We start from the raw sequence: 16,341 nt of genomic DNA, 5'->3' as shown, positions 1-16,341 counted from the left end.
TTAGTTTTGAATCTCAGAGCGCCTGATGCGGCTGGCTGCCGAGGGTGACCATGGCATCGGCGTGCTCGCAGCCCAGCCAGCTGGTCCAGCCCAGGCGACAGGTGTTGCCGGCGCCCAGGCGCAGCTCACGAATTTCATCCGGTCGCAGGTGCAGGCGCACGTCATAGTCCAGCGGGGTGCGCAGCACGAACCGGATCAGCACGCGCAACGGCTGGTTGTCGCAGCCGGGTGGCAGAAAGTCATGAAAGCGCGCCCAATCCAGATTGAGGATGTGGATGCGGAACTTGCCGCTGCGATCACGCACCCGCTCGCCGAGCACCAGACTATCGCCAAGGGTGCTGTTGCCCAGGCCCAGCTGGCAGCGCTGATCGCCGGGAATATCCACCTCGCGCTCCAGGCACTGTTCGATATGCAACTGCTCATGCTTGAAGTAGTAGCGCAGTACCGATTCGACCATTGCCGCCGATTGCGCCCGCAGACTGAGCAGGCCCAGGTAGGGCAGCAGGCGTTTCCAGTTCAGCTCCGTGGAGTGACGAATGGTGTTGCCACTCAGGCCGATCAGCGAAAACAGCAGGGCGGACACCGGGTCGCGCCCGCCGGGCTTGAAGCGAGCGTGATAGCGGTACTTCTGCCACACCGGCAACAGCAGCCGCTGGAGTCTGTTGTTGAACAGATCCATGAACATGCGGGTGGGATTGCCATCGACCCCGTCACCCAACGCCTGTTCGCCATAGAAGGCCGGCAGCGGTGAGCCGGCGCCGAACAGGCTGACCAGGTTCACCCGCAGGCGGGCCCGCAGTTCGCCGCGTTCCTCGAAGTACTCCACCGATTCGATCTCGCTGCCGGGAAACCCCATGCTCGGGTTTGCCTGCAATTCCAGTCGCTCGTACAGCGCCTCATCATCCAGCTCGGGATGGGCCTGACGCAGGCGCTCCTGCACCAGTTGCACACCCTGAAACAGGCAGTACTCGCGGATGCTGCGCACGATCGGACTCAAAGCAGGGGCTGTTGCCCCATGCGTGGCGGCCATTGATATATCTCTCCCTTGGAACTCTTGACCCGCAACTCGTGGTAGGAGTTGAGGCTGGCGTAGAGCGCGAAAAACTCATTGAGTACAGAGGCGAACAGGAACAGATCGCCTTCGCCCAGATAGCCATCGGCGTCCATGCTCAACTCGGTGCGGATGCCGCGTACGGGCAGGCCGCGGTGCAGGCGGTCAACATGGGTGTGGTTGATGTGCTTGAGGCCGCCGAGCAGGCGCTTGCTGACCTTGGCGGCATGCTGGTCGGTATGCCGGGGCAGGTCGTAGGTCTCGAGGATGACCTTGAGCGCCTCGACATTCGACAGCGATAGATAATTCAGCGACATGTTGCTGATCAGCTTCCACAGGAAGTCGCGATGCAGCGGCGGCGCGTGACAGGGCGTGACGGCGCTGATATTGCGAAACCCGAGAAATTCCGGGGTGCCTTCGCAGGGCTGGCAGATATCGCCCAGCGCCAGCTTCTGCGGCAGGTTCTGATTGGTACAGGTCAGCTCCACTGACAGCGTCTCGTGATGCTCCAGCGTATACAGACCGAAACTGAGAAAGGTCTCCAGCCCATCGCCGACCGGCGAGGCATGCTGGCGCATGCTGTAGTACGGCCGGGATGTATCGGCGCCGAAGCTGGTGTCGTGCTCGAAGGACTCGAAGGGCACATATTCCTCATAGCCCTGGCCACCGGGCTTCCAGCCGGTGACCCGGTCGATGGAGAACACGCCGCAGTGGCGGTTGCCGTAGGTAGCTGGGCGCAGCAGATACTGATCCTGACGACCATCGAGCCGAATGGGTGTGGCGTCGTGGGTGAACAGATTGACGATGGGCGTGCAGTACAGCCGCACGTTGTCCACCGAGGGTCTGATGCGCTGCTCCCCGGTCTTGGCGATATGGCAGCGCAACTCCAGCCCCCGTGCCTGCTTCAGCAGTGCCGCCGGCAGCCGCTGCAGGACATTCAGGCCAAGGATATCGACGAACAGGAACTTGTCCTGAAAGGCGAAATATTCCTGTATGTAGCGGTAGCCGCGAAAGGTATTGAGCGGGTAGGGGATCATCGCCTCTTCATCGGCGAAGCCCACTTGCTGTATCTGCTCCTGGCCCAGCTGCAGCATCTGCGCCGACACCTCGGCGGGCAGCTCCAGCGGAGCGCCGTGACGGTCTAGCAAGACCAGCTCGAGGCTCTGCAGATTGCGCACCAGGCCGAGCAACAGCATCTGGCTGATATAGCGCTCGCCGGCGAAATGCAGGCGTAACTGCCGCAGATTGATATCTGCCAGACTGCCGGGTGCGCTCATCATCAACTGCAGATTGAGCAGCGCACCGTTGCCCTTGACCGAATAATCCAGAGCATGCATCGCCAGCGGCAGCACTTCGGTATCGTAGTTGGTGCGAAAGCGGCAGCTGACGCCATCCACCGGTCGCGACTCCACCGGTGTATTGCGCGGTACGGTCAGCGCCTCGCCGGCGTGGCGCAGAGGTTCGAACTGCAGAATGCTCATGGCCGGTAGCGGGCGCATGTAGTTCGGCCACAGCAGATGCATCAGGGAATGGGTGAGTTCCGGCAGCTCGTCATCCAGCTTCTGCCGCAGCCGGCCGGTAAGAAACGCGAAGCCTTCGAGCAGTCGCTCGACGTCCGGGTCCTTGCCGCTCTGGCCGAGGAAGGGTGCCAGCGCCGGGCTGCGTTCGGCAAAACGCTTGCCGAGTTGCCGCAAGGCGGTGAGCTCACTCTGATAGTAATGATTGAACGACACTATGCATCCCTGTGTAGTGTTGCAGCCGTTCCGTAGAACAGCTTTTAGGCGACCTGGACCTTGCCGCTGCCATCCAGGCGGGCGGAAAAGTTGACGTTGCACTTGAGATCCTGCACTTCCAGTCGGCCTTCGATGGCGAAAGCCAGACTCAAGGGATCGTGGTCCCGGGGCAGGGCAATTACCCGTACCTGGGACAGTCGCGGCTCATGGGCCTCGATGAATCGTTCGATAGCGAGCCGCGCCTGCTGCAGCGAATCGTGCAGCGACAGGCGCATGTCATTGAGATCCGGCAGTCCGTAATCCGGCAGGGTCAGTACACTGCCGGCGCGGGTGCTGAGCATCTTGGACAGGTGGCTGGCCACCGAGTCCATTGCCGCCCGCTGCAGCTCCCAACCGGCGCGGCTGGCGGTTTCGCCGCCCAGACGCTCGAACAGACTGCCGTAGCCCATGTGCTGTTACTCCTTGTCCAGCTTGCCCACCAGCGACAGGGTGAAATCCGCCCCCATGTACTTGAAGTGCGGACGCACGCTGAGGGTGACCCGGTACCAACCCGGCTCGCCTTCCACATCGGCCACGCTGATCTGCGCCGCGCGCAACGGGCGTCGGCCACGGACTTCCGGGTTGGGATTGTCCTGATCAGCCACGTACTGGCGAATCCAACGGTTCAGCTCCAGCTCCAGGTCGGTGCGTTCCTTCCAGGAGCCGATCTGCTCGCGCTGCAGCACCTTGAGGTAATGGGCCAGGCGGTTGACGACGAACAGGTAGGGCAACTGGGTACCGAGCCGGTAGTTGAGCTCCGCCGCCTTGCCTTCTTCGGAGTTGCCGAAGAACTTGGCTTTCTGCGTCGAGTTGGCGGAGAAGAAGGCGGCGTTGTCGCTGCCCTTGCGCATGGTCAGGGCAATGAAACCTTCATCGGCCAGTTCGTACTCGCGGCGATCGGACACCAACACCTCGGTGGGGATCTTGGTTTCGATCTCGCCCATGCTCTCGAAATGATGCAGCGGCAGGTCATCGACCGCCCCGCCGCTCTGCGGGCCGATGATGTTCGGGCACCAGCGGAACTTGGCGAAGCTCTCGGTCAGGCGGGTAGCGAAGGTGAACGCGGTGTTGCCCCACAGGTAATGCTCGTGGCTGTTGGCGACGTTCTCCTTGTAGACGAAGCTCTTCACCGGGTTGTCTTCCGGGTCGTAGGGATTGCGCAGCAGAAAGCGTGGCAGTGTCAGGCCGACGTAGCGTGCATCCTCGCGCTCGCGGAAGCCCTGCCACTTAGCAAACTGCGGACCTTCGAAATGATCCTTGAGATCCTTGATGTCCGGCAGGCCGGTGAAGCTTTCCAGACCGAAGAAACGCGGACCAGCGGAAGCGATGAATGGCGCGTGGGACATACTGGCGACGCTGGCGACGTGCTGCAGGGTCTTGATGTCCTGGGAGCTGGGATCGAAATAGTAGTTGGCGATCAGGGCGCCGACCGGCTGGCCGCCGAACTGGCCGTATTCAGCGGTATAGACATGTTTGTACAGGCCGGACTGGACAATCTCCGGGCTATCCTCGAAGTCCTCGAGCAGATCCTGCTTGGAGGCATTGATCATCTCGAACTTGATGTTCTCGCGGAAATCGGTGCGGTCGACCAGCAGCTTCAGGCCGCGCCAGGAGGATTCCAGCGCCTGGAAGCGCTCATGGTGCAGGATCTCGTCCATCTGCTGGCTGAGCTTGGCATCGATCTCGGCGATCATCCGGTCGACCATGGCCTTCTTGACCGGCTCCTTGTCGTTATGGGGCTTCAGCAGCTCCTCGATGAAAGCGGACACGCCGCGGCGGGCGATACCGTAGGCTTCATCGTCCGGGGTCAGGCGGGTCTCGGCGATGATGCGATCGAGAATGCTGGCGTCTTCGCTGGCGCTGGGTGCGCTGATGGCGGTTGTCTGGGTGCTCATGCTTGCGTCCTTGTGTGGTCAGGCGTCCGGTTGTTGTTGGGCCAGGCCCAGTTCGGCGAGTACACGCTCCCGGGAGTCGTCGTCGCTGAGCACGCTTTCGATCGCCTTGCGGAAAGCCGGTGCGTTGCCCAGCGGACCCTTCAGGGCGACCAGGGCATCGCGCAGCTCCATGAGCTTGCGCAGCTCCGGTACCTGATCGACCAGGCTGGCAGGATTGAAATCCTTCATGGAATTGATCTGCAGGTTGACAGCGAGGTCTTCCCGGGCCGCGTCATCCTGCAGCCGGTTGGGCACGTTGAAGCTCAGGTTCAGCTCCTGCTTGGCCAGCACCTCGTCGAAAGTGGCCTTGTCGATGGCGATGGGCTTGCGATCCTCGATCTTGCGCTCGTCCTCGCGCTGGGTGAAATCGCCCAGCACCATGAGCTTCAGCGGCAGCTCGATCTCCTCCGCCGCGCCGTTGGTATCGGGGGTGAAGGTGACGTTGATCCGTTCTTTGGGTGCTACTGTGCCTTCTTTGGCCATTCTGTTTCTCCGCTACTTTGATGGCCCGAGGGCCTTGTTCAGTACCACTTCGAGATCGAAGTGGCACAGCCGGTGGAAGATCTCTTCCCTGCGATCACGCACAAGCTGACTCTGCGGCAGCAATTCACAGCAGGCATGCAACAGACGCAGTACCTCCAGGTTCAGGTTGGGTTCCCAGCGGTCCAGCTCGGCGCACTGGAGCCTTTGCTGCAGCGCATCGAGACGGGCGTAGGCGATGTCGTGCTGGCGCGCGTGGTAACACAGGCGCGCCTCGGCCAATTGCCAGTGAAAACGGGCTCGTTCGCCATGGCTCTGCCGGCTACCTTGCAGCAGCAATTGCATGGCCGGACGCAGGCCGTCCTTTCTTAACAGGTCCAGGGCTTCCTGCAGGGCTATATCCCAGGGCGCGCCAGCCTCGCTGGTGGTCTCGCAGCCGGTGATCTGCGGGGTGGTGCTGACCGCGATGATTCGACTGCCAATCCATTGCCGGGTATCGATGTCGGCGAAGGGTTCGCCATCATGAAAGCGCAGTTCCTCCAGCCCCGGCAGACGGATCAGCAAGTGACGAAGCTGGTTTTCGACTTCCTGCATGGCCGGCTGGGCACCCAACGCTTCCAGACAGCGCCAGGCAAGATACTGACCACTCAACCAGAAGGGGGCACGATTGAGGCTGGCTTCAACTTCGCTGAACAGGCTTTGATACTGCCCCTGGTTGAAGCGCTCCTGAAAGGCCTTGAGACGATCGGCTGGCAGGTTGCGCAGGCTGGTGACATGGTCGGCATCATGCTCCGGCAGGCCGTCGATGGGCAGCCACAACAGTGTGCGGGCAAGTCGTACCGCGCGGACGTCGCCGGGGTTCTGGTGCTGCCACCAACTGGTCAGGGAACGAGCCTGGTCCTGCAGAGCGCGCAGGCTGCGGTGGGCATCGCGGCTATCGACAATGGGCGCGTCAGTGGTTGCGGAAGCGTGTGTGGCCGGAGGCAGTGGCTGGCTAGCTGGCGGTACCGACGCTGGCGTCGCCGCGGCGGGCTGTGGGTTCGCTTCGACGCGTTTCAGCAATTCTTCGACCCGACGATAAAGCGGCGCGAGTGAGGGTGCATCCTGAAGATGCGCAGCAAACAAGGTATCGAGTTCGCGCAGATCACCCGCGATGCTGCTGAACAATGCCATCTGCGCGGCGTCGGGTGTCTGCTCGCCGAGCACCTGCTCCAGGCGCGTGCACAGCCAGCTTATGGCTGCGGTTCGGGTGCGGGTGCGCTGCGGGTGCAACGTTTGCCAATGCTCGGTGCAGGCATGGCGCAGCATGCCCAGGCCGGCTGCCAGGCCGGCGATGCTTTCGGTGTGATACAGGCTCCAGATCAGCCAGCAGGCGACGCGCAGATCCTTGGACTGGGTCTGCAGCAACTGCTCGGCGCGTTCCCGGACGATTGCCCAGTCGGTACCCGTGGTGCGATGGACGGACGTGTCCTTGGCCAGCTCCTCTTCCAGACTGTCGAATTCGGACGTATAGCGAGCGTCCTCACCGGCGAAATTGTCCGCGGCGATCGGCGTCTCCATTAAATTGATGTAATTTTCATCCAGCATGTTTCACATCAATCCCTGATAAATAGATGAGTTCCGTCGCCAGCCAGAAAGAGTGTTCAGGCAGATATACAAAGTGCGCAAGAAGTTGCGCAGGTGAGTTGTGCAGTAAGTTGCGCACCCCCTCGAAATACGGCTCGTATCCTATTGATCGGCAGGCTGTGGTTCAAGGCGGATAATGTGACCTGATCTACTTTATAGGCAATTAAGTCGCCTCATGCATCACAGTGTGAACCGCGTCGTAGACGGGTGTATGCAGGCATTGCTGCGCAAGAGTCAGTCAGGATTTACTACGAATGGGTTATTGAATTAGCCGCCGTTTAAGTGGCGGCTATTCAATTTGCGAGAGTGTTTTCAGGTTTTTAGTTAGTTGTGGGTGTGTTGTTTTGAAATGGCTCACAAGTTTCGGATTAATTGCTTGCTGCGCACTTCAAGTTGGTGCATGACGCGGGCTTGTCAAGTTGCTCGCTGCACTGGCGGGCTTGTTTGGCCTGGCTCGTACAGCCCAGGGTTTCGAGGCCCGTGGCCAGATTATTCCAGCCGGGCTGAAAGTCGGGGAAGTCATTCACCAGGCGCTGGAACTGCTCCAAGGCAACTTGCCTGTCGTTGAGAGCCCAATGGGTATTACCCAGACCCAGGCGCGCAGCCGGTTGCTCTGGCCACTCAGCCACGGCTCGCTGATAGGAACGCAGCGCGCTCTGTAGGCGACCGGTCTGTTCCAGGTCACTGGCGGCCTTCAGGTAAGTGAGCGGTTTGGCCGTGGCGGGTAATTCACCGGGCGGGAGCATTACCCTGGCCCAGCGGTCGGCCCGATCCCAGGTGCGCATGAACACCTGGAAGGGTTCCCTCTGGGCAGCGTTCAGGCCGCTGTGCACGATCATCTCTTCGGCAGCAAGGTCGTAGCCGATGACAACAGCGTAATGCCACTGCGGATACCAGTTGAAGGCCAGATTCTGCATGACCAATACGGGGTTGCCCGCATTCAATTCGCTGAGAATAGCCTCGAGCTGCTTTTCCAGCGGGTAGACCAGCAGGTCCCGGTCACGAGCGGCGGAGACCATTTCCACTTGCAATGTCCCATTGCGCTCGGGCAGATAAACGCGGTCTTTCAACTCGTCCGGGGTGGCAGCGATATCACGGTAGTTCAATACCATCGCCAGGGAGGCTGGTCCGCATTGGTAGGCGTCTTGGGCGTGGAAAGGCACGTTGTCCAATACCACTCGGTTAGGGAATTCAGCCAGGTCGGCGGGGTCAGGCATGACGGGAGCGCGCCCGGCGCAGGCTGACAGCAGTGCTGTCAGCCCGAGCAGAGCGGCAATGCGCAGGAAACGCACCGGTTAACGGTTGATGCAGTTGACGAAGCGGAAGACGTTGGTGGCGCAGAGCATGTCGGTGATGATGAAGATGACCAGGAACAGAACGATCACTCCCAGCACACCGGCACCGGCGGGTGCTTCATCCAGCTGGGTATTGAAATAGGCCAGCTCTTCGGCGGTCAGGCTGTTGATGCGCTGTTCGACCTGATCGGGAGAAACCCCCATGCTGGCAAGCTTGTCTTGCACGGCTTCATCATCGAGCATGGACTTGAGCTGGTCGCGATCGACACTGAGCTGTTCGGAGGCAATCACCTCATGGGTACCGACCATGGAGGCCTGGGCGTGGATGCTGGCCATGCTGGTGAACATGAACAGGGCGGCCATCATGATGGACAGATAGCGTCGGGTGGCGGAAGTATGCTTCATGGGGGACTACTCCTTGGATTGGCTCTTGGTTTTTCTTGGTAAACCCTTGCAACACCTCTATGACCGCCATAATACCCCGCGGGTTCCGACCTCAACCACCGAAGCGATCCCGCAATTGGTAATACCAGGCGCCCAGTGCGGTGAACGGCACCCGGAACAGGCGGCCGCCAGGGAAGGGGTAATGGGGCAATGCGGCGAAGGCATCGAAGCGTTCGGCCTGGCCGCGAATCGCCTCGGCCAGTACCTTGCCGGCAACATGGGTGTAGGTCACACCGTGGCCGCTGCAACCCTGGGAATAGTAGATGTTATCTCCCAACCGACCCACTTGCGGTAGCCGCGACAGGGTCAGCAGGAAATTGCCGGTCCAGGCATAATCGATCTTCACATCGCGCAAGGCGGGGAAGGTACGCAGCAGGTTGGGCCGGATCAGCGCCTCGATATTGGCCGGATCGCGCGCACCGTAGACCACGCCGCCGCCAAAAATCAGACGCCGGTCAGCGGACAGGCGATAGTAGTCCAGCAGGTAATTGCAGTCCTCCACACAGTAGTCCTGGGGCAATAGCCGACGTGCCATCTCCTCGCCCAGGGGTTCGGTGGCGATCACCTGGCTGCCGCAGGGCATGGATTTGGCCGCCAGCGGCGGCAGCAGGTCGCCGAGGTAGGCATTGCCGGCCACCACGACGAAGCGAGCGCGGACCTGGCCCTGTGCCGTAAGAACCACAGGCATCGCCCCTTGCTGTACCTTCACTACCGGCGATTGCTCATGGATGATGCCGCCCAGCGATTCCACCGCCGCGGCCTCGCCGAGCACCAGATTCAGCGGGTGGATGTGCCCACCGCTGCGGTCCAGCATGCCGCCCACGTAACGCTCGGTGCCGACCACGCTGCGGATCCCCCGGTCATCGAGCAACTCCAGCTGGGTGTGACCATAGCGCTCCCACAGCGCTTTCTGCTGCTCCAGGTGGCGCAGCTGTTTGGCGTTGATGGCGGCAAATACACCACCCTCCTTGAGATTGCAATCGATGGCGTAACGCTGGACCCGCTCGCGGATGATACGTCCACCCTCGAAGGCCATTTCACCCAACAGTCTGGCCTGCTGCGGGCCAACCTGCTTTTCGATCACATCCAGATCGCGACTGTAGCTATTGACGATCTGACCGCCATTGCGCCCCGAAGCACCGAATCCGACTCGCGCAGCCTCCAATACCGTGACCCGAAAACCCTGTTCCAGCAGGAACAGCGCCGTGGAAATGCCGGTATAGCCCGCGCCGATCACGCATACATCGGTCTCATGGTCGCCCTGCAGGGCAGGCCGGTCGGGCGCGGGATTGGCGGAAGCGGCGTAATAGGAATCCGGATAAGGCGTATGGCTCATGCTGCGCACCTTGTGTGATATTTTTTACATGCCTTGCATGCTACCGATCCGGTTGAGCGAATGCCAGAGAGGAGGGTGAGCGTCTGCAGCGAACAAGGTTTTTATTGTGGGAGCGGCCAAGGCCGCTCCCACACAGGAATCTCGCAAGGGCGCCTGAGGCTTTCAGGGTTTGCCCAGCGCCTTCGGCAATGCCTTGGTCAACATGATGCACAGCACCGAGCAGGCCAGCATGATGCCGATCAGATGGAAGGCGTCGTTATAGGCCATGATCTGCGCCTGTTCGCGCACCTGCGCATCTAGCATGCGCAGCGCCGCCTCGGAGCTGCCCAGTTGCTCACCGAGCAGCGCCAGGCGCTCGGCTGCTGCCGGATTGCCGAGGCTGACGTGACTGCGCAGAATCTCGAAATAATGTGCAGCCCGGCTATCGAGAATGGTAGCCAGCGCCGCAATACCGATGGCGCCGCCGAGATTGCGCAGAATATTGTACAGGCTGGAAGCCGAGCCGGCCTGGGACGGCGGCAACATCGCCGTGGCAATGATCGACAGCGGCACCAGCACCATGGGCTGCCCGCAGGCGCGGATGATCTGGATGGCAATGAACTGATCCCCGGCAAAGTCCAGGTTGAGCGAGCCGCTGAGAAAGCTGCCGAGGCCGAACAGTGCCAGGCCGAGCGCACAGATCAACCGCGGATCGATATAGCGCATCATGACCGGCACCAGCGGAATCAGCAGCAGTTGCGGCAACCCCATCCACATGATCACCTGGCCGATTTGCAAGGCGTTGTAATCCTGAATCTGCGCCAGGTACAGCGGCAGAATGAACACGGTGCCGTACAACCCCACCCCGAGGCCGATGTTGGCCAGGCTGCCAAGTAGGAAGTTGCGCTCCTTGAACAGCCGCAGGTTGACCAGATGATTGTCGCGCGACAGCTGCAGAATGATGAAAATCACCAGGCTGACGAAAGCGATGCTGGCCAGCCAGGTGATCTCGGCCGACTCGAACCAGTCCTCACGCTGGCCCTCTTCCAGAAAGACCTGCAGGCAGCCCAGGCCGATGGCCATGCTCAGGATGCCGGCATAGTCGCCTTTTTTCAGCAACTCCCAGCGCGGCTCGCTCTTGTCCAGCCCGTACAGCAGGCCGAGGGTCATCAACACGCCGGGGACGATGTTGATGTAGAAGATGAATTCCCAACCGTAATTTTCTGTCAGCCAGCCGCCGATGGTCGGGCCGATGGAAGGGGCGAAGGTGGCGGTGATGGCGAACAGTGCCATGCCCTTGGGGCGCACATCCAGCGGCAGCTTGGTGAGTACCAGGGAGAATGCGAAGGGAATCAGCGCGCCGCCTGCCAATCCCTGCAACACCCGAAACACGATCATGCTTTCCAGGTTCCAGGCCATCGAACACAGCAGCGAAGCGATCACGAAGGTAATGGAAATGGCCACGGCAAAGCGCCGCGGTGACATGACCATGGCCAGCCAGGCCGCCAGCGGAATGATGATGATCTCGGCAACCAGATAGGAGGTCGAGATCCACGAGCCTTCTTCAATGGTGGCCGATAGCGCGCCCTGGATGTCCTTGAGCGACGAGTTGATGATCTGGATATCCAGAATAGCCATGAAGGCGCCAAGGATGGCGCTGAGAATGGCGATCCAGTCGCGTCGCGTCGGTGGTGGAATCTGCTGCGTCTGGGCCGTTTCAGTCACGCAGATCGACCTTGACGCTGACCGACATACCCGGACGTATCACCTGGCTCAGTGCATGGTCCTGGTCGAGGCGGACTTTTACCGGAATGCGCTGCACCACCTTGGTGAAATTGCCGGTGGCGTTGTCCGGCGGCAGCAGGCTGAACTGTGCGCCGGAGGCGGGGAACAGGCTGTCGATGGTGCCCTGCATCGGTTGGTCATCGAACGCATCGAAGGTCAGGGTGACGCGCTGATCCTTGCGCATGCGCTTGATCTGGGTTTCCTTGAAGTTGGCCTGCACCCACAGATCCTGGCTCGGTACCAGGGCCAGCAGATGATCACCGGGCTGCACGTTCTGGCCAATGCGCACGGTGCGTTGGCCGACCCGCCCGGGCACCGGTGCATGAATCTCGCTGCGTGACAGGTCCAGCTCGGCCCGGTCCACCTCGCTCTGCGCGGCCTGGATCAGCGCCGCCAGACGATCGATATCGGCGCCGAGGGTGTCCTTGCTGAGAATCTGGGTCTGCAGTTCGGCTTCGGCGCCCCGCACCTGCGCCCGGGCGACATCCAGCTCCGCGCGGAAATTACTCACTTGCTCCTCGGAGGCATAGCCGGACTGGCGCAGGGGCAGGATGCGCTTGATGTCCAGTTCGATGCGGCGCTGTTCCGCCTTGCGCGCTTCGACAGCGGCGCGGGCGGCTTCGATCAGGCTGTCCTGGCGCAGCAGTTGGGCGCGGGCCTGCAGGCGCTCGGCTTCACGGGTGGCGAGATTGGCTTGGGCCTGGGCCAGCGCGTTGGTGAAGTCCCGGGCATCGAGGCGTACCAGCAGGTCGCCGGTATCGACGGTCTGGTTATCGGCGACCAGCACTTCGGTGACCTGGGCGGCAAGCTGGCTGCTGACGCGGGTGATGTCGCCATGCACATAAGCGTTGTCGGTCGTTTCGTAATGCCGACTGATGAACCACCAGTTGGCGAAGAAGGCAGCTGCGGCAAGGGCGATCAGCAACAGGAAGATGAACAGACGAGTGCGAACCCGGGACGGCATGTTTTATTTTCCTTGTTTATTGTGTGAGCCACTCTACCACTGTTGCGCACCGGCCTAATGGCGCTAGAATCCGGAAACTTTGTTGCATGACGGGAACAGTGGATGGGATTGGATGACGCCCTGATCTTCACTCGAGTGGTGGAGTGTCACAGTTTTACCAGCGCGGCGATGACCTTGGGCATGCAGAAGTCCACTGTCAGCCGCCGTATCGCACAATTGGAAGAGCGCCTGAGCGTGCGGTTGCTCAACCGCACCACACGCAAGCTGCGCCTGACCGAGGTGGGGCAGGCCTATTACGAGCGTTGCCGGCAGATCATGCAGGAATTCGCCGAGGCCGAGCAGGCCATCATGCAGTTGCAGCGCGAGCCCACCGGCTTGCTGCGCATCAGCTCGCCGATCGAGTTCGGCCAGCTGTTTCTCGGCGGTGTGGTGGGGGATTTCATGCGCCGCTATCCGGCGATCCAGGTCGAGGTCGAGCTGACCACGCGGGTGGTCGATCCGGTGGAGGAGGGCGTGGACATCGTCATCCACCGAGGCCGGCCGCAGGACTCGAGCCTGGTGGCGCGGTCGATGATGCACAGCCCGCGCCAGCTGTTCGCCAGCCCGGCCTATCTGGCCGAGCACGGTACCCCGCAGAAGCCGGAGGACCTAGTCGATCATCGCTGTATCCATACGCTGATGGATGACGGGCGGAAATGGCACTTTCTGGAGCCGGCGGTGAGCGTGGCTATCAGTCCGGTGCTGACCATCAACAATATTACCTTCGCCCGCGAGGCAGCGCTGGCTGGCGCTGGGGTGATCAATGTGCCGGCCTTCATCGCCGAGGCCCAGGTCGCGGAGGGTACCCTGTGCCGGGTGCTGGAGCATTGCGTGTTACCTTCGACCGAGCTGTATGCCCTGTATCCCTCCCGCCGTTTCCAGGCGATGAAGGTGAAAGCCTTCATCGATTATGTGATTGAGCAGTTGCGGGAGCGGCTGAATGTCGGGGTAGAGCAGGACGAGGGACCGCTGGTAACATTGCCCCCAACCTGAGGCGTTGCTTCACACTATCTGGCCCGCTGCGGCCGCTGTAATCGAGATATTCCATGACCGTCCGTACCCGTATTGCTCCGTCGCCCACTGGAGATCCCCATGTAGGCACCGCCTATATCGCGCTGTTCAATCAGTGCTTCGCCCGCCAGCATGGTGGTCAGTTCATCCTGCGCATCGAGGATACCGATCAGGTGCGCTCCAGTGCCGAGTCGGAGCAGCAGATTCTCGACTCCCTGCGCTGGCTGGGGCTGGAGTGGGACGAAGGTCCGGATATCGGCGGCGCCCATGGTCCGTACCGCCAGAGCGAGCGCAGCGCCATCTACCATGAGCACAGCGAACAGCTGATTGCCAAAGGGCACGCGTTCCGCTGCTTCTGCACCTCCGAGCGTCTCGATACGCTGCGTGCCGAACAGATGGCCAACAAGCAGACCCCCGGCTATGACGGCCACTGCCTGCATCTGTCCGAGCAGGAAGTGACCCAGCGGGTCGCCGCCGGCGAGCCCCATGTGGTGCGCATGAAGGTACCCGCGAGCGGCATCTGCAAGGTGCAGGACATGCTGCGCGGCGAAATCGAGATCCCCTGGGAACAGGTCGACATGCAGGTGCTGATGAAAGCCGATGGCCTGCCTACCTACCACCTGGCCAACGTGGTCGACGATCACCTGATGCAGATCACTCATGTGCTGCGGGGCGAGGAGTGGATCAACTCGGCGCCCAAGCACATCCTGCTGTATCAGTATTTCGGCTGGGACATGCCGCAGCTGTGCCACATGCCGTTGCTGCGCAACCCGGACAAGAGCAAGCTGTCCAAGCGCAAGAACCCGACCAGCATCATCTTCTATCAGCGCATGGGCTATCTGCCCCAGGCGCTGCTCAACTATCTGGGCCGCATGGGCTGGTCCATGCCGGATGAACGCGAGAAATTCTCCCTGGAAGAGATGGTCGAGCATTTCGATATCCAGCGGGTCTCCCTCGGCGGGCCGATCTTCGATGTCGAGAAGCTCGCCTGGCTGAACGGGCAGTGGATTCGCGATCTGTCCGAGCAGGATTTCGTGGACGCCGTACAGAAGTGGGCGCTCAACAGCGATTATCTGCGCCCCATCGTGCCGCTGGTGCAGAGCCGCGTGGAAACCTTCAGCGACCTGATACCGCTGGCTGGTTTCTTCATGACCGGCAAGCTGGAACTGGACCCGGCCCAGTTCGCCCACAAGAAGCTCTCCCAGGATGAAGTGCGCCAGACCCTGCAGCTGCTGCTGTGGAAGCTCGAAGCGCTGCGTCAGTGGGACAAGGACGGCATTACCGCCAGCATCCAGCAGGTCGCCGAGGGGCTGCAGCTCAAGCTGCGGGACCTGATGCCGCTGCTGTTCGTGGCCATCACCGGCCAGGCCAGCTCGGTCTCGGTACTCGATGCCATGGCCCACCTGGGGCCGGATCTGACCCGCTTCCGCCTGCGTCAGGCGCTGGAGCTGCTCGGCGGTGCGTCGAAGAAGGAAGTGAAGGCCTGGGAAAAGCTGTTGGCGGACTTTGCCAGCGCCCAGTGATTTCGGGCTAATTGGCTATAAGTTGCTGTTTTGCGTAATTTTCTGTTGACAGTTTTTGGTGAGAGACCTAATATGCGCCCCGTCCAGAACGACGGGGCTATAGCTCAGCTGGGAGAGCGCCTGCATGGCATGCAGGAGGTCTGCGGTTCGATCCCGCATAGCTCCACCAATTTTTGGGTCATTGCTTTGTGATGACCTGTTTTACACTAGCCGATATGCTTTACTGCATATCTGGTGATGAAACGACAAACATCGTTTCGAGAAGGGTTTGCGTCCCCTTCGTCTAGTGGCCTAGGACACCGCCCTTTCACGGCGGTAACAGGGGTTCGAGTCCCCTAGGGGACGCCATTTTTTACCGACACTTCGGTGTCGGGGTCGAAAGACCACGGGGCTATAGCTCAGCTGGGAGAGCGCCTGCATGGCATGCAGGAGGTCTGCGGTTCGATCCCGCATAGCTCCACCATTTTTTAAAGGGCCGACACTTGTTGTCGGTCCTTTTTTTTTGCCCGCAATATTTCTTATCTCCTGGGTTTGGAACTCGACCGCAGTGGGAGCGGCCTTGGCCGCGAAGCTTTTCAGCCAGCCAATACAAAACACCCTCCCCGCGACTATCATTGCCCCGAAGCAACCCGGGGAAATGATATTGGTCGGCCCAGCAGGAAGTGTTTGCCCCTGCTGCAAATCCAGATCCAGAGGAGCACACCACATGACCCAGCTCACCGGCGGCTGCCTCTGCGGCAACGTCCGCCTCTCCACAACCGGCCAACCCAACCGCGTCGGCATCTGCCACTGCCTCGACTGCCGCAAATTCCACGGCGCGCTGTTCCACGCCTCCGCGATATTCCCGCAGGAAGCTGTCACCGTAACGGGCGAGGTCAGCGAATACCAAGGCCGCTTCTTCTGCCCCCGCTGCGGCTCCTCGGTGTTTTCCCGAACCGGGAATGAGATAGAAGTGAATCTGGGCTCGCTGGATGCGCCAAACCAGCTGCAGCCGACCTACGAACTGTGGACCATCCGCCGGGAAGCCTGGCTACCGGCATTCCCCGTTGCCGAACGGTATGAGCGGGACAACTAGGAGGTCTCGGCCAAACTAGAGCTGGGA

General features: G+C 61.1%; 14 protein-coding genes and 3 tRNA genes. 6 read left to right on the top strand and 11 right to left on the bottom strand.

All coding sequences use genetic code 11. The features are described 5' to 3' along the window. Positions 1-13: 13 nt before the first annotated feature. From tssG to DHB74_RS07860, 11 genes are all read right to left on the bottom strand, one after another. Complete coding sequence (gene tssG / locus DHB74_RS07910; protein ID WP_499161189.1) at positions 14-1,030, bottom strand: type VI secretion system baseplate subunit TssG; 1,017 nt, start codon at positions 1,028-1,030, stop codon at positions 14-16. After that, positions 994-2,784 carry a type VI secretion system baseplate subunit TssF gene (tssF, locus tag DHB74_RS07905; protein WP_036990439.1) on the bottom strand — a complete coding sequence of 597 codons (1,791 nt, stop codon included), beginning with the start codon at positions 2,782-2,784 and terminating at the stop codon, positions 994-996. Before tssF ends, tssG begins: the two co-directional genes overlap by 37 nt. 44 nt (positions 2,785-2,828) lie before the next feature. Next, positions 2,829-3,233 (bottom strand): type VI secretion system baseplate subunit TssE, encoded by a 405-nt coding sequence (gene tssE, locus DHB74_RS07900; protein WP_036990437.1) that lies wholly within the window; start codon positions 3,231-3,233, stop codon positions 2,829-2,831. A gap of 6 nt (positions 3,234-3,239) precedes the next feature. After that, positions 3,240-4,718 carry a type VI secretion system contractile sheath large subunit gene (tssC, locus tag DHB74_RS07895; protein ID WP_074780618.1) on the bottom strand — a complete coding sequence of 493 codons (1,479 nt, stop codon included), beginning with the start codon at positions 4,716-4,718 and terminating at the stop codon, positions 3,240-3,242. A gap of 18 nt (positions 4,719-4,736) precedes the next feature. Further along, complete coding sequence (tssB, locus tag DHB74_RS07890; protein ID WP_036990434.1) at positions 4,737-5,240, bottom strand: type VI secretion system contractile sheath small subunit; 504 nt, start codon at positions 5,238-5,240, stop codon at positions 4,737-4,739. Positions 5,241-5,252: 12 nt separating this feature from the next. Next, entirely contained in the window at positions 5,253-6,824 is a 1,572-nt protein-coding gene (gene tssA, locus DHB74_RS07885) for a type VI secretion system protein TssA (protein WP_499161188.1), read from the bottom strand. A gap of 407 nt (positions 6,825-7,231) precedes the next feature. After that, positions 7,232-8,080, bottom strand: a complete 849-nt coding sequence (locus DHB74_RS07880; protein WP_074780624.1) for a PA2778 family cysteine peptidase — start codon at positions 8,078-8,080, stop codon at positions 7,232-7,234. 78 nt (positions 8,081-8,158) lie between these two features. After that, complete coding sequence (locus DHB74_RS07875; protein WP_235818282.1) at positions 8,159-8,524, bottom strand: PA2779 family protein; 366 nt, start codon at positions 8,522-8,524, stop codon at positions 8,159-8,161. Between the two features lie 130 nt (positions 8,525-8,654). After that, the gene (locus tag DHB74_RS07870) at positions 8,655-9,938 is read right to left on the bottom strand and encodes an NAD(P)/FAD-dependent oxidoreductase (RefSeq protein ID WP_499161187.1); all 1,284 of its coding nucleotides are present in this window, start codon (positions 9,936-9,938) and stop codon (positions 8,655-8,657) included. Positions 9,939-10,100: 162 nt separating this feature from the next. Next, entirely contained in the window at positions 10,101-11,642 is a 1,542-nt protein-coding gene (locus DHB74_RS07865; RefSeq protein ID WP_074780630.1) for a DHA2 family efflux MFS transporter permease subunit, read from the bottom strand. Then, complete coding sequence (locus DHB74_RS07860; RefSeq protein ID WP_074780633.1) at positions 11,635-12,666, bottom strand: HlyD family secretion protein; 1,032 nt, start codon at positions 12,664-12,666, stop codon at positions 11,635-11,637. The genes DHB74_RS07865 and DHB74_RS07860 overlap by 8 nt, the downstream gene beginning before the upstream one ends. Positions 12,667-12,768: 102 nt before the next feature. Here DHB74_RS07860 and DHB74_RS07855 point away from each other — a divergent pair, with 102 nt between their 5' ends. The 6 genes from DHB74_RS07855 to DHB74_RS07830 all read left to right on the top strand — a co-directional run bounded on the left by DHB74_RS07855 (position 12,769) and on the right by DHB74_RS07830 (position 16,314). Next, complete coding sequence (locus DHB74_RS07855) at positions 12,769-13,698, top strand: LysR family transcriptional regulator (RefSeq protein ID WP_074780636.1); 930 nt, start codon at positions 12,769-12,771, stop codon at positions 13,696-13,698. 53 nt (positions 13,699-13,751) lie between these two features. Next, complete coding sequence (gene gltX, locus DHB74_RS07850) at positions 13,752-15,239, top strand: glutamate--tRNA ligase (protein ID WP_074780639.1); 1,488 nt, start codon at positions 13,752-13,754, stop codon at positions 15,237-15,239. 93 nt (positions 15,240-15,332) lie between these two features. After that, positions 15,333-15,408 (top strand) — tRNA-Ala (locus DHB74_RS07845). Between the two features lie 103 nt (positions 15,409-15,511). Continuing rightward, positions 15,512-15,587: transfer RNA gene (locus DHB74_RS07840), tRNA-Glu, on the top strand. Between the two features lie 39 nt (positions 15,588-15,626). Continuing rightward, positions 15,627-15,702 (top strand) — tRNA-Ala (locus DHB74_RS07835). Positions 15,703-15,945: 243 nt separating this feature from the next. Then, on the top strand, positions 15,946-16,314 hold the full coding sequence (locus DHB74_RS07830; RefSeq protein ID WP_499161186.1) for a GFA family protein: 369 nt from the start codon (positions 15,946-15,948) through the stop codon (positions 16,312-16,314). Positions 16,315-16,341 lie beyond the last annotated feature (27 nt).

This window comes from Pseudomonas sp. G11-1 (assembly GCF_024031555.1).
In the GTDB taxonomy this organism is placed as follows: domain Bacteria; phylum Pseudomonadota; class Gammaproteobacteria; order Pseudomonadales; family Pseudomonadaceae; genus Halopseudomonas; species Halopseudomonas bauzanensis.
The sequence above is the reverse complement of the archived record's forward strand: the minus strand, read 5'-3'. Positions and strand labels throughout refer to the sequence as shown.